Origin of the sequence: Streptomyces sp. Je 1-332, assembly GCF_040730185.1 — a bacterium.
Taxonomy (GTDB): domain Bacteria; phylum Actinomycetota; class Actinomycetes; order Streptomycetales; family Streptomycetaceae; genus Streptomyces.
The window spans coordinates 4703263-4717640 of record NZ_CP160402.1 but is presented as its reverse complement, the minus strand read 5'-3'; the positions used below and the strand labels follow the sequence as shown (position 1 = coordinate 4717640).

Below are 14378 nucleotides of genomic sequence, written 5' to 3'. Positions count from 1 at the left end.
ACGGTTTGTCGATGTGTCGCTGCCATCACTCAAGTCAGCGTATCCGGTCGCCTTTCGATCACAGTGGGCACCCGCCTGTGCAATGCCGCCCAGGCGGCACGCGGTGACCACCGGTATGTTCTTGATCAGCTGATACGCCCCAGAACCACCGGGAGCAGAACCTTTGTCCCGCATCGAGCCCGACACCGAACCGCCCGCGGAGCCGCCGACGGAGCCGCCGCCCGGGGACGACCACGCCTTCTTCGGGCAGCCGCGCGGGCTGCTCACCCTGTCGGGTCTCGAGGTCTGGGAGCGTTTCTCGTTCCTCGGCATGCAGGCCATCCTCGTCCTGTACTTCGCGGACTCCGTCGCGAACGACGGAATGGGCATGAGTTCCGGAACCGCCGCCTCGGTCTCGGCGGCGTACGGAACGCTCGTCTATCTCGTCTCGGTGGCCGGCGGCTGGCTCGCCGACCGCATCCTCGGCTCGTACCGCGCGGTCCTGTGGGGCGGCATCCTCATCGCCTGCGGCCACTACTCGATGGCCGTGCCGACGGCGACGATGACCTGGGTCGGGCTCGGCCTGATCAGCGCGGGCACCGGCCTGCTCAAGCCGAACGTCGCCTCGATGGTCGGCAAGCTCTACCGCACCGACGACGACCGCAGGGACGCGGGCTTCGCGCTGTACTACATGGGCATCAACATCGGCGCCTTCGCGGGACCGCTGATCACCGGCTGGCTCGGCGACCACAAGGGCTGGCACTGGGGCTTCTCCGCGGCGGCGATCGGCATGACCTTCGGCCTGATCCAGTACGTCTTCGGCCGTCGTCACCTCGCCGGACGCAAGGCATCGGCGGAATTCGCGCTGCCCAAGGACGCCATGCGCCGCGCGGTCGTCCTGATCGTCGTGGGCATCCTCGTGTTCGCCGCCCTCGCGGGTGTGCTCGCCGCCGTCGGCTGGCTGACGATGGACCGCTTCGTCGACCTGCTCACCGTCATCTCGGTGATCGCGCCCATCGTCTACTTCGTGGTCATGTTCCGCAGCCCACGGGTGACCTCCGAGGAGCGCGGCCGCCTCAGGCCGTACGTGGTGCTCTTCCTCGCCTCGGTCGTCTTCAACTTCATCCTCTTCCAGGCGTACTCGACGATGATCCTGCTCGCGTCGACGAACGCCGAGACCGCGATCTTCGGCTTCACCTTCCCCGCCAGCTGGTACGCCTCCGCGCTCGGCGCCTTCGAGGTCGCGCTCGCCCCTGTCGTCGCCGCGGTCTGGGCCCGGATGGGCCACAGCCAGCCGCACGCCTCCAACAAGATCGCGTTCGGCGTGATCCTGGGCGGCCTGTCCTTCCTGCTGATGGTGCTCCCCACCTCCGGCCACGGCGACGACACGTACAAGATGGCGGTCTGGTGGATCGTCGGCTCGTACCTGCTGCTCGGTCTCGGCGACATCCTCGTGGAGACCTCCGGCATGTCCGCCACGACGAAGCTCGCCCCGCAGGCCTTCGCCAGCCAGACCATGGCCCTCTGGTTCCTCTCGCTCGCCCTCGCCAACGGCATCCAGGCGCAGGTCGTGAAGTTGTACGGAGAGGTCTCCAACCCGGCGTACTTCGGCGTGAACGGCGCGATCGCGGTGGCCGCCGGTGTCGCCGTCATCCTGCTCGCCCCGTGGCTGCGGCGCACCATGCACCCCGTCCACTGAGGACACATAGGACACATTGGCCACAGAGGCCACAGAGGACGCTGAGGTTCCCCCCATGCAGATTCGCTCATCCTTCCCGTACGAGACGACCCGCGAGGACGTCCAGGTACCCCTCCCGGACGGGACCAAGCTGTACGCGCGCATCTGGCGCCCGGTGACCGACGAACCCGTCCCCGCGCTCCTCGAGTACCTCCCCTACCGCCTGAGCGACTGGACGGCGCCGCGCGACTTCCAGCGCCACCCCTGGTACGCGGGCCACGGCTACGCCTCCGTGCGCGTGGACGTGCGGGGGCACGGCAACTCGGAGGGCATGCCGACCGACGAGTACTCCCCGGTCGAGCTGGCCGACGGGGTCGAGGTCGTCAACTGGCTCGCCGAGCAGCCCTGGTGCTCCGGCAAGGTCGGCATGTTCGGCATCTCCTGGGGCGGCTTCAACTCCCTCCAGATCGCGGCCCTCGCGCCCGAGCCGCTCAAGGCGGTCATCACGGTCTGCTCCGCGGACGACCGCTATGACAACGACGTGCACTACATGGGTGGTTCCGTCCTCGCGGTGGACATGCACGCGTGGGCGGCCACGATGCTGGCCTTCGTCTCCCGCCCGCCTGACCCGCTCTTCGTCGGCGACCGCTGGCGCGAGATGTGGGAGAACCGCCTCGAAGCCGTCGAACCCTTCATCCACACCTGGCTCGACCACCAGACGCGTGACGACTACTGGCGCCACGGCAGCGTCTGCGAGGACTACTCGGCGATCAACGCGGCGGTGCTCGCGGTGGGCGGCTTCCACGACCCCTACCGGGACACGGTCCTGCGCCTGGTCGAGCATCTGCCGGGAGACGTACGGGGGTTGATCGGCCCGTGGTCTCACCAGTACCCGGACCGGGGGCTTCCGCCGGGCCCGGCGATCGGCTTCCTGCAGGAGACACTGAGGTGGTGGGACCACCACCTGAAGGGCATCGACAACGACGTGATGTCCGAGCCGAAGCTGCGCTCCTGGATCAGTGAATCCCACCCGCCGGCGACGGTGTACGCCCAGCTGCCGGGCGGCTGGGTCGGCGACCCCTCCTGGCCGTCCCCGAACGTCACCCCGACCGCGTACGCCCTCCAGGGCGCCCCGCTGATCGTCAACTCCCCGCAGCACACGGGCCTGGACGCGGGGCGCTACTTCCCGTTCGGCAACGACGCGGACCTGCCGCCGGACCAGCGGGACGAGGACGCGAAGTCGGCGTGCTTCGAGTTCGAGGTCCCCTCGGCCGTACGCATCCTGGGCCGCCCCAAGGTGAAGCTGCGCCTGACCATGGACACCCCGTCCGGCCAGGCGATCGCGCGGGTGTGTGACGTGGCCCCGGACGGTTCGTCGACTCTCGTGACGCGGGGTGTCCTGAACCTCTCCTCGCGCAACGGCCGGGACCGGGTGGACCCGTGGCCGGTGGGCGGGACGGAGGACGTCACCTTCGAACTGAACGCGATCGGCCACACGTTCCCGCCCGGCCACAAGATCAGGCTCGCGGTGTCGTCCGCGTACTGGCCGTGGATCTGGCCGCAGGCGGATTCGGCGGGCTTCGTCCTGGATCCGGCGGGCAGCGCGCTGGAACTCCCCGTCAGGGAGGGCGGCTTGGACACCGCGATCACTTTCCAGGCTCCCGAGCAATCGGAGCCGCTGGAGGTGGTCTACCCGGCGACGTTCGACGAACCGCGCCCCGAGCGCCTGGTCGTACGCGATGTGGCCAAGGGCGAATGGCGCCTGGAGGTGGACCCGCGCTACGGCGGTACGCGGGTCTACCCGGACGGTCTCGAGTTCACCGAGGACGCGGTGGAGACGTACACGATCAACGAGAGCGACCCCCTCAGCGCCCGCACCCGCTCCGACTGGACGATCCGCCTGCACCGGCCGGAGATGGCGTGGGACGCGTCGATCAATTCCCGCTCCGAGATCACGTGCGACGCGACAGACTTCATCACCTCGAACGAGGTGGTGTGCAAGGACGGCGACGAGGTGGTGTTCCACAGGACGTGGGAGAAGCGCATTCCACGTACGGCGGGCTAGGGGGCTACTCCGCCGCTACTTTCCCGCTACGAGAAGCCGTTCGAGTACCACGGCCACCCCGTCGTCCTCATTCGACGAAGTCACCTCGTCGGCAGCCGACTTGAGGTCGGGGTGGGCGTTGGCCATGGCGACCCCGCGGGCCGCCCACACGAACATCGGCACGTCATTGGGCATGTCGCCGAAGGCAAGGGTGTCCTCAGCCGTCATCCCGAGCCGTTCGGCGGCGAGGGCGAGGCCAGTCGCCTTGGTCACCCCGCGCGGCTGGAGTTCGACGGTGCCGGGGCCGGACATGGTGACGGTGGCGAGGGGCCCGACGGCATCGCGGGCGACGGCGGCCAACTCGTCGTCGGTCAGCTCGGGATGGCGCAGGAGCACCTTGCTGATGGGCTCGGTCCACAGGTCGTCACGCCTGCGCACGCGGACGGCGGGCAGGGTGGGATGCGGCATCAGATACCCGGGCTCGATGAGGGTGAGCCCGTCCACGCCGTCCTGGTCGACGGCGGCGTAGACCTGCCCGACCTCCGCCTCGATCTTCCCGAGCGCGGCTTCGGCGAGCTCGCGGTCGAGCGTCACGGACCAGACCATGCGGTCGGCCCCGGAGTCGTACAACTGCGCCCCCTGCCCGCAGACGGCGAGTCCGCCGCCCCCCAGATCGTCGAGGAGCGGCTTCACGCGCGGCGCGGGCCGCCCGGTCACCACCAGGTGGCGCGCCCCCGCCGCGGCTGTCGCCGCCAGCACGGCCAACGACCGGTCGGAGACGGTGTCGTCGCCGCGCAGCAGCGTTCCGTCCAGGTCAGTGGCGATGAGTGAATATGCGAGGGGTGCAGCCATGATCCAGAGAATACGGATCCCGGGCGATGCCGAAAGCAACGTCACAAGAGCTGTGACGAGCGGAGTGCGCTGGTCGCACAACCGGCGCTCGAAGGATTCACTTGGACGTGTCGCCAAACCCTGCCCCCGGGACGGCACTTACCCGCCCGACGCCCCCGGGAGAAGCGGTGCCGCACGAGTTCCTCGCACCCCTGAGCGACACCAGGCTGGAGTACGACCGCAGGCTGGGTACGCCGCGCGATGGCGGACTTCCTCGGCAAGGACGTGACGCCTCAGCCGTGCGCCCGCGCCAAATGCCCCGCCAACCGTGGCGACGCGAACTCCGTGCCGCATACGAAGCGCATCACCGGGCCGTACGACGCCGCCGCCGGGAGGCCCGTGAAGTACAGGCCCGGGATCGATGAGACGTAGCCCGCGCCCAGTTTCGGTGTGCCTCGGCTTGCTGCCAGGCGGGCGCGGAGGGCGGGGCCGAGGAAGTCCATCGCGGCGATGTCCACGCGGTAGCCCGTCGCCGCTATGACGTGGTCGGCGGAGAGGTCCCGGATGCGGCCGCCCAGGGTTTCGAGGCGCAGGGTGGGGCTGCCGTCCCGGATGTCCGCCGACACGATGCGGCGGACCTCGCGCTTCTCGACCTTGCCCTCGAAGCGCTCACGCAGCCACCACGCGCCCAGCGGGCCCAGGATGCGGCGGACCAGGAAGTGGCGTGCCTGCGGGGGGAGATAGCGGTAGGGGTGGGGGTAGTAGCTGATGGCGTAGAGCGACCAGGCGCGGCCGAACGGCGACTCGGGGCGCAGCTTCGGCTGGCTCCACGGAGGCGCCCCGAAGGCCACCGAGCCCTTGCCGCGCGCCACCACCCGTACGGTCGCGCCGGCTTCGGCGGCGAGCGCGGCCGTCTCCAGGGCCGACTGCCCCGCGCCGACCACGATCAACTCGCGCCCCGCCAACCGCGACAGATCGCTGTGCTGCGAGCTGTGTGAGACGGGCCCTGTGGGGGACGGCCCGTCGGGTGCAGCCGCGGCGAGCGCGGGCGGCAGCTGCGCGAGGCCCGAGAGGCCGGTGGCGACCACCACGGCGCGGGCCGTGAACAGCTCGCCGGAGTCCAGTTTCAGGTCGAAGCCCGCCGTGCCCTTGCGGTCCACCGACACCACCCGCACCTGCTCCAGGTCGGGCACGAGCTTCTCCTGGAACCATCGGCCGTACGACACGAAGGTCTCGATCGGGATGATGTCCTCGTCGGTCACCAGACGCGGGATGCCTGCCGCGTCGCAGTAGTCGACGAGGGTGTGGCCGCGCTGCGGCGCGTCGATGTTCGAGGCCACGGGGGTCGATTTCAGGAGCATGCCGGCGGGCATGTTGGCCCGCCAACTCACCATCGGGTCGCCGAAGACGCGCACCGGAATGCCTCGGGCCCGCAGATGGGCCGCGGTGGACAGGCCGAACGGCCCCGCCCCGATCACTGCTACTGGATGGATCACGAAGTCCCTCCCCAGGACGTCACGTCACTTGCCGCGTGTTCCTACTTCGTGGTGGAGCTGTACTACCTGGTGGAGCGGTACTAACTGGTGCTGCTGCCGCGGCGGTTAGTCCGCCACAGTTGATAGAGATGCTTCGCCCCGGGCCGCACGAAACGCGCGAGCATCGTGAAGAACGGCTTCATGTCGTCCGCCGCGAGCCACGCCAGTTCCGTACCGCTCGCGTGCGGGGGCGCGTGCGGTGTCGTGTATCCACTGCGGCGGTAGGCGAGGAGGGCGGGCAGGTCGATGTTCTCGACGACGTAGCGATGTCCGGCGCGCTGTTCCCCTTTGGGAACCGGGCGCCCCGTCAGGTGCAGATGCATGGCGCGGACCACATCGATCCCGGACTCGCTCTCGAAGAGCCGGAACTGCGCACCCATACGGGGGTTGAAGTCGAGCAGTTTGTACTGACCGTCACGCCGGTCGAAGCGCAGGTCGAGGTCGATGACGCCGGTGAAGCCGATCTGTTTGATGAAACGTGCGGCGAGGTCCGCGAGTTCCGGATTGTCGACGACGTACGCGTTCGCCGTCATCCCCGCGTGCGGCGGCCAGGAGCGCACCTTGACGCCCGTGAACATCGCGCACGGCGCGGAGTTCGCGTCGAAGTACGCGTGCACGATCCAGTCCTCGGCCTGCTCCCGCGGCAGATACTCCTGGAGTATCACCCCGGGCCGCTCGCCCCAGTCGCGGGCGAGGCCGAGCAGGCCCTCCCGGGTCTCTATGCGCGTCGTCCCGTTCACCGCGGGCCGGGAGCGGCGCGTGAACGCCTCGCGGTTCTTGGCGACCACCGGGAAGACCGCGGTCGCGGCGAATTCCCTGATGTCCCCGTAGCTCTCGGGGAACGACGCGGCGGGCGAGACGATGCCGTGCTCCACGCACAGCTCGTGCAGGCCCTGCTTGCTGGCGAGGCGGCGGGGCAACTCCGGCTCCACGCGCGGGAAGAGGAACCCCGCACCGCTCAGCGGCTCCTGGTGCTCGGCGATGAGGACGGCCGCTTCCTCGTCCGTCGGGATCAGGACCGTGGGTCTGCCGATGCGGCGCGCGAGGCGCAGCATCCCTTCCACGAGCCGCTCCGGCTGTTCGGTCCCGGTGGTCGGCCAGGGAAAGGCGCCGGTGAGATGGCGCGAGGCGGCCGCTGGTGTGTAACGGTCCTCGGTGATCGCGTACATGGGCACGCCGAGCCGCCCGAGGCTGCGGATCGCGCCCACGCCGCCGTGGTGCAGCGGATAGTTCCCGAACTTCACGATCAGGCCGGGCACCTCACGGTCGATCGCGAAGGGCACGTCGTCGTTCCTCTTGGCCACGGGTCCCCCCACGTGTCCCTCCGTATGACCCGGACCCACCCCGTCCGCGTCCCCCCAAAAGACGCTAAGCCGGAACTGACCACTCCAGCAAGGTTTATCCGGACATTGCGAACTCTTTAGACACTGCCCCAACCGAAGGTTCCCACGTAACGTGTGGCACACCCATATGGAAAGCGAGGCAGGTACGCATGTCCGAGCACACCCCGCTCGATCCGGCCGGGAGCGACCCTTCCGCCCACTCCGTAGGCGACCCCTTCGCTCTCGCGGAGGGCGATCCCTTCGGGCCGCACAATCTCCCGTACGGCGTGTTCTCCCTGGCCGGCGGCTCGGCCGCCGCGGAACGCCGGGTCGGCGTACGGCTCGGCGATCACGTCCTCGACGCCGGCGCAGCCGCCGCGGCGCTCGGCTCGCCCTATGTCTCGCTGCTCGCCAGGCCCACGCTCAACCCGCTGCTCGCCGCGGGCCGCACGGCGTGGTCCGACGTGCGGCGCGCGCTCACCGCGTGGGTGACGATCCCGGCGCACCGCGAGGTCGTGCGCCCCCTGCTGTACCCGCTGTCCGAGGTCACGCTGCACCTCCCCTTCGAGGTCGCGGACTACGTGGACTTCTATGCCTCCGAGCACCACGCGACCCACCTGGGGCAGATCTTCCGCCCGGACGCGCCGTCCCCGCTGACCCCCAACTGGAAGCACCTCCCCATTGGTTACCACGGCCGGTCGGGCACCGTTGTGGTCTCCGGGACCGAGGTGGTACGCCCGTCGGGGCAGCGCAAGGCTCCCGCGGAGACGGCCCCGGTCTTCGGGCCCTCCGTCCGCCTCGACATCGAGGCCGAGGTCGGTTTCGTCGTGGGCACGCCGTCGGATCTTGGCTCCCCGGTGCCGCTCGCGGACTTCCGGGAGCACGTCTTCGGGCTGACCCTCCTCAACGACTGGTCGGCGCGCGACATCCAGGCCTGGGAGTACGTGCCGCTCGGGCCGTTCCTCGGCAAGTCCTTCTGCACCTCGGTCTCGGCGTGGATCACCCCCCTCGAGGCCCTGGACGCGGCGCGGGTCGCCCCTCCGGAGCGCACGCATGAACTCCTCCCCTACCTGGACGACTCGGCGGAGTCCGTCGCCGACGAGCCCGGCGGCTACGACCTGCGCATCACCGTGACCCTGAACGGCCACGTCATCTCCGAGCCGCCCTTCTCCACCGTCTACTGGACGGCAGCCCAGCAGCTGGCGCACATGACGGCGAACGGCGCGTCCCTGCGCACGGGCGACCTGTACGGCTCGGGCACCGTGAGCGGGCCCTCCGAGGGGCAGTACGGCTCTCTGATCGAGATCACCTGGAACGGCCGCGACGCTCTTGTCCTTCCGGACGGGAAGCGGACGTTCCTGGAGGACGGTGATGAGGTGACCCTCTCGGCGTGGGCCCCCGGGCCGGACGGGACCCGGGTGGGCCTCGGAGAGGTTTCTGGCAGGGTCGCCTCCAGCCGCTGAGGTTGTGCAGACCGGGGGTGTAGCCATCCCCGGTCCCCTGCGCCGTGTACGACTGCTGCGCCGTCGTGGCTGAGCGCGCAGTTCCCCGCGCCCCTTACGGGGCCCTGCCGACCGCGCCTCTAGAAGTCCTCCGGCGGCTCCGGCCAGTCCTCCTCCGGGGGCTCCGGGGCCTGCGAGGGCACCAGAGCCCCCGTCGGCGCCGGAGCAGCCGCGCCGCCCAGCTCCGCCAAGACCCCCAGCACCCCCTCCCCGTACGTCGCCAGCTTCTTCTCGCCGAGGCCGCTGATGCCGCCCAGTTCCGACAGGGACGTGGGCCGCAGCGTGGCGATCTCCCGCAGCGTGGCGTCGTGGAAGATCACGTACGCCGGGAGGCCCAGCTCCTTGGCCTGTGCGCCGCGCCATGCCCGCAGTGCCTCGAACACCGGCACCGCTTCCTGGGGCAGCTCGGCGACGGCCGCCGCGGCTTTCGCCTTCCGCTCTCCCTTCGGAGCCTTCGCGGCGGCGGGCCGCTTCGGCTCCTTGCGCAACCGCACCTCCCGCTCCCGGCCGAGGACTGAACCGCTCTCCTCGGTCAGGACCAACGTGCCGTACTCCCCCTCGACGGCGAGCAGCCCCTGTGCGAGCAACTGCCGCACCACGCCACGCCATTCGGCTTCCGCGAGCTCCTCGCCGATGCCGAAGACCGAAAGCTGGTCGTGGTCGAACTGGATGACCTTCGCGGTCTTCTTGCCGAGCAGGATGTCGATGATCTGCCCCGCGCCGAACTTCTGCCCGCGCTCGCGCTGGAGCCGCACGATCGTGGAGAGCACCTTCTGGGCCGGCACCGTGCCGTCCCAGGTCTCCGGGGGTGCGAGGCACGTGTCGCAGTTCCCGCAGGACTCCGCCGCGGCGTCCTGGCCGAAGTACGTGAGGAGCTGGGCCCTGCGGCACTGGGCCGTCTCGCACAGCGCCAGCATGGAGTCCAGATGCGAGGCCGCCCGGCGGCGGAACGCCTCGTCGCCCTCGCTGCCCTGGATCATCTTCCGCTGCTGGACGACGTCCTGGAGGCCGTACGCCATCCAGGCCGTGGAGGGCAGGCCGTCGCGGCCCGCGCGGCCCGTCTCCTGGTAGTACCCCTCGACCGACTTCGGCAGGTCGAGGTGGGCGACGAAACGGACGTCCGGCTTGTCGATGCCCATGCCGAAGGCGATCGTGGCGCAGACGACCAGGCCCTCCTCGCGCAGGAAGCGGGACTGGTGGGCGGCGCGCGTCCCGCCGTCCAGGCCCGCGTGGTACGGCACGGCCTCGATGCCGTTGCGGCACAGGAACTCGGCGGTCTTCTCGACGGAATTGCGCGAGAGGCAGTAGACGATTCCCGCGTCGCCCTCGTGCTCCTCCTTGAGGAAGGACAGGAGCTGCTTCTTCGGCTCGGCCTTCGGCACGATGCGGTACTGGATGTTGGGCCGGTCGAAGCTCGCCACGAAGTGCTTGGCGTCCGGCATGCCGAGCCGCTCGGTGATCTCCCGGTGGGTGGCGTGGGTCGCCGTCGCCGTCAGCGCGATCCGCGGCACATCGGGCCAGCGCTGGCCGAGCAGGGAGAGCGCCAGATAGTCGGGGCGGAAGTCGTGGCCCCACTGCGCCACGCAGTGCGCCTCATCGATCGCGAAGACGGAGATCTTCGCGCGGGAGAGCAGATCGAGCGTCCCCTCCAGGCGCAGCCGCTCCGGCGCCAGATACAGGACATCGAGCTCTCCCGCCAGGAATTCGGCCTCCATCACACGCCGCTCGTCGAAGTCCTGCGTGGAGTTGATGAACCCGGCCCGCACGCCGAGTGCCCGCAGCGCGTCCACCTGGTCCTGCATGAGCGCGATGAGCGGGGAGATCACGACGCCGGTGCCGGGGCGCACCAGGGCCGGGATCTGATAGCAGAGCGACTTGCCGCCGCCGGTGGGCATCAGCACGACGGAGTCCCCGCCCGCGACCACGTGCTCGATGATCGCTTCCTGCTCGCCGCGGAACGCGTCATACCCGAAGACGCGGTGCAGCGTCCGCAGCGCGTCACTCACCGCCACGGCGCCGCTGTCCGCCACCACGCCGCTCTCCGTCACCGCGCTCGGTACGGTCACCTCGCTCATGCCATCGATCCCATCCATCGCCCTGCCCCCGTGCGTCGCGCTTCGACCACAGACTCCACGATAGGGCTCCGCACCGACACCTCAGGAAGTTATCCACAGGCCGCCGCCCGGCACCCCTGTCGGACGGGGTGCCGGGCGGCGGCGAGTGGAACAGATATGCGGACCGGCGTGCGAAACGGCTACCGGACGAAGACCCCCGCCTGGTTCGCCAGATCCAGGAAGTACTGCGGGGCCACGCCGAGCACCAGCGTCACCGCGACGCCCACGCCGATCGCCGTCATCGTCAGCGGCGAGGGCACGGCGACGGTCGGGCCGTCCGCCTTCGGCTCGCTGAAGAACATGAGCACGATCACGCGGATGTAGAAGAACGCGGCGATCGCGGACGAGATCACACCGACCACGACCAGCGCGCCCGCGCCGCCCTCCGCCGCCGCTTTGAACACCGCGAACTTCCCGGAGAACCCGGAGGTCAGCGGAATGCCGGCGAAGGCGAGCAGGAACACCGCGAAGACCGCGGCGACCAGCGGCGAGCGCCGGCCGAGCCCCGCCCACTTCGACAGGTGCGTGGCCTCGCCGCCCGCGTCCCGCACCAGCGTGACCACGGCGAACGCGCCGATCGTCACGAAGGAGTAGGCCCCCAGGTAGAAGAGGACCGACGAGATGCCGTCCGGGTTCATGGCGATGACACCGGCGAGGATGAAGCCCGCGTGGGCGATCGAGGAGTACGCGAGCAGCCGCTTGATGTCGGTCTGCGTGATCGCGACGATCGCGCCGGCCAGCATCGTGAGGATCACTACGCCCCACATCACGGGCCGCCAGTCCCAGCGAAGCCCCGGCAGGACCACGTAGAGGAGCCGGAGCAGCGCGCCGAAGGCGGCCACCTTCGTCGCCGCGGCCATGAAGCCGGTGACCGGCGTGGGCGCACCCTCGTACACGTCCGGGGTCCACATGTGGAACGGCACCGCGCCGACCTTGAAGAGCAGACCCATGACGATCATCGCGGCGCCGATCAGGAGCAGCGCGTCGTTGCCCATGGTGTCGGCGAGCGCGGGGTTGACCTCCTGGACGCTGCCGTCGATGACCTTCGCGATCGTGCCGTACGACACCGAGCCCGCGTACCCGTAGAGCAGGGCGATCCCGAAGAGCAGGAACGCCGAGGAGAACGAACCGAGCAGGAAGTACTTGACGGCGGCTTCCTGCGACATCAGGCGCTTGCGGCGGGCGAGCGCGCACAGGAGGTAGAGCGGCAGCGAGAAGACCTCGAGGGCGATGAAGAGCGTCAGGAGGTCGTTCGCCGACGGGAAGACGAGCATGCCGCCGATCGCGAAGAGCGCCAGCGGGAACACCTCGGTGGTGGTGAACCCGGCCTTCGTGGCGGCCTGTTCGCCTTCACTGCCCGGCGTCGCTCCGGCCTGCGCGGCGAACGAGTCCACGCGCTTGCCGTGTGCCACCGGGTCGAGCCGCCGCTCCGCGAAGGTGAAGATCGCGACGAGGCCCGCGAGAAGGATCGTGCCCTGCAGGAAGAGCGCCGGTCCGTCGACCGCGATGGCGCCCATGGCCGCGATGTGCGCCTTCGTCGTGCCGTACCCGGTGGCGGCGAGCCCGACGACCGCGGCGAAGGCCGCGGTGAGGGCGACGACCGCCACGAACACCTGCGCGTAGTAACGGGATTTGCGCGGCACGAAGGCCTCGATGAGGATCCCGAGGACCGCCGCGCCGATGACGATCAACGTCGGTGACAGCTGCCCGTACTCGATCGTGGGAGTGTCGATCTTGTCGATCTGGTCCTGCGGCGCCGCGGCCGACGCCATTGTCCACAGGCTGTGGACGGCTGATGCGCTCACTTGGCCGCCTCCACGTCGGGCTTCGGGTCCTTCTGCTGTACGTCGGACATGGTGTGCTTGACCGCCGGATTCACCAGGTCGGTGAGCGGCTTCGGGTAGACACCGAGGCCGATCAGGAGCGCGATCAGCGGGGCGACGACAAGGAGTTCACGCGCCCGCAGGTCCGGCATGGCCGAGACCTCCGGCTTCACCGGGCCCGTCATCGTCCGCTGGTAGAGGACGAGGGTGTAGAGCGCGGCGAGCACGATGCCGATGGTGGCGATGATCCCGACCACCGGATAGCGCGCGAACGCGCCGACCAGGACCAGGAACTCACTCACGAACGGCGCGAGCCCCGGCAGCGAGAGCGTCGCGAGACCGCCGATCAGGAAAGTTCCGGCGAGCACCGGTGCGACCTTCTGCACCCCTCCGTAGTCCGCGATGAGCCGCGAGCCGCGCCGCGAGATCAGGAAGCCGGCCACCAGCATCAGGGCGGCGGTCGAGATGCCGTGGTTGACCATGTAGAGCGTCGCGCCGGACTGGCCCTGCGAGGTCATCGCGAAGATGCCGAGAATGATGAACCCGAAGTGCGAGATCGACGCGTACGCCACCAGGCGTTTGATGTCGCGCTGACCGACGGCGAGCAGCGCGCCGTAGATGATGCTGATCAGCGCGAGCACCAGGATGACCGGTGTCGCCCACTTGCTCGCCTCGGGGAAGAGTCCGAGGCAGAAGCGCAGCATCGCGAACGTGCCGACCTTGTCGACCACTGCCGTGATCAGGACCGCGACCGGGGCCGTGGACTCGCCCATCGCGTTCGGCAGCCAGGTGTGCAGCGGCCACAGCGGCGCCTTCACCGCGAAGGCGAAGAAGAAGCCGAGGAACAGCCACCGTTCGGTGCTCGTGGCCATCTCCAGCGTGCCGTTGGCCCGTGCCTCGGTGATCTCCTGGAGCGAGAAGTTCCCCGCCACCACGTAGAGCCCGATGACCGCGGCCAGCATGATGAGGCCGCCGACCAGGTTGTAGAGGAGGAACTTCACGGCCGCGTACGAGCGTTGGGCCGAGGCGTTCTCGTCCGTGCCCGCGTGGGCTCGGTCCCCGAAGCCGCCGATGAGGAAGTACATCGGGATGAGCATGGCTTCGAAGAAGATGTAGAAGAGGAAGACGTCGGTGGCCTCGAAGGAGAGGATCACCATCGCCTCGACGGCGAGGATCAGGGCGAAGAAGCCCTGGGTCGGCCGCCAGCGCGAGGACTTCGTCTCCAGAGGGTCGGCGTCGTGCCAGCCCGCCAGGATGATGAAGGGCATCAGGAGTGCGGTGAGCGCGATGAGGGCGACACCGATGCCGTCCACCCCGAGCTCGTACCGCACCCCGAATTCCGCGATCCACGAGCGTGACTCGGTGAGTTGATAGCGGGCCCCGTCGGGGTCGAAGCGCACCAGTACGGTCACGGCGAGCGCGAGCGTGGCGAGCGACACGAGCAGCGCGAGCCACTTGGCGGCGGTACGCCGGGCGGCCGGGACGGCCGCCGTGGCGATCGCCCCGATCGCGGGCAGAGCCGCCGTCGCTGTCAGGAGAGGAAAGGACAT

Annotated in this window: 9 protein-coding genes; 3 read left to right on the top strand and 6 right to left on the bottom strand. The window is 69.6% G+C overall.

Annotation, left to right across the window (positions count from 1 at the left end):
* The first annotated feature begins 172 nt into the window (after nucleotides 1-172).
* Nucleotides 173-1678 (top strand): peptide MFS transporter, encoded by a 1506-nt coding sequence (locus tag ABXJ52_RS21420; protein WP_367049163.1) that lies wholly within the window; start codon nucleotides 173-175, stop codon nucleotides 1676-1678.
* A gap of 55 nt (nucleotides 1679-1733) precedes the next feature.
* Nucleotides 1734-3722, top strand: coding sequence for a CocE/NonD family hydrolase (locus ABXJ52_RS21415; protein WP_367044241.1), 1989 nt, complete (start codon nucleotides 1734-1736; stop codon nucleotides 3720-3722).
* A 15-nt stretch (nucleotides 3723-3737) separates the two neighbouring features.
* Here ABXJ52_RS21415 and ABXJ52_RS21410 read toward each other — a convergent pair whose 3' ends face one another.
* The 3 genes from ABXJ52_RS21410 to ABXJ52_RS21400 form a co-directional block, all read right to left on the bottom strand.
* The gene (locus tag ABXJ52_RS21410) at nucleotides 3738-4553 is read right to left on the bottom strand and encodes an HAD family hydrolase (RefSeq protein WP_367044240.1); all 816 of its coding nucleotides are present in this window, start codon (nucleotides 4551-4553) and stop codon (nucleotides 3738-3740) included.
* A 272-nt stretch (nucleotides 4554-4825) separates the two neighbouring features.
* On the bottom strand, nucleotides 4826-6028 hold the full coding sequence (locus ABXJ52_RS21405; protein ID WP_367044239.1) for an FAD-dependent oxidoreductase: 1203 nt from the start codon (nucleotides 6026-6028) through the stop codon (nucleotides 4826-4828).
* Nucleotides 6029-6108: 80 nt separating this feature from the next.
* Nucleotides 6109-7371 carry an ATP-grasp domain-containing protein gene (locus ABXJ52_RS21400; RefSeq protein ID WP_367044237.1) on the bottom strand — a complete coding sequence of 421 codons (1263 nt, stop codon included), beginning with the start codon at nucleotides 7369-7371 and terminating at the stop codon, nucleotides 6109-6111.
* 188 nt (nucleotides 7372-7559) lie between these two features.
* Here ABXJ52_RS21400 and fahA point away from each other — a divergent pair, with 188 nt between their 5' ends.
* Nucleotides 7560-8852: a fumarylacetoacetase gene (gene fahA, locus ABXJ52_RS21395; protein ID WP_367044236.1), complete on the top strand. Its 1293-nt coding sequence runs from the start codon at nucleotides 7560-7562 to the stop codon at nucleotides 8850-8852.
* A gap of 119 nt (nucleotides 8853-8971) precedes the next feature.
* On the opposite strand, the gene recQ is transcribed toward fahA, so the two are convergent.
* The 3 genes from recQ to ABXJ52_RS21380 all read right to left on the bottom strand — a co-directional run bounded on the left by recQ (nucleotide 8972) and on the right by ABXJ52_RS21380 (nucleotide 14378).
* Nucleotides 8972-10966, bottom strand: coding sequence for a DNA helicase RecQ (recQ, locus tag ABXJ52_RS21390; protein WP_367044235.1), 1995 nt, complete (start codon nucleotides 10964-10966; stop codon nucleotides 8972-8974).
* A gap of 179 nt (nucleotides 10967-11145) precedes the next feature.
* Complete coding sequence (nuoN, locus tag ABXJ52_RS21385) at nucleotides 11146-12810, bottom strand: NADH-quinone oxidoreductase subunit NuoN (RefSeq protein WP_367044234.1); 1665 nt, start codon at nucleotides 12808-12810, stop codon at nucleotides 11146-11148.
* Entirely contained in the window at nucleotides 12807-14378 is a 1572-nt protein-coding gene (locus tag ABXJ52_RS21380; RefSeq protein WP_367044233.1) for an NADH-quinone oxidoreductase subunit M, read from the bottom strand. The genes nuoN and ABXJ52_RS21380 overlap by 4 nt, the downstream gene beginning before the upstream one ends.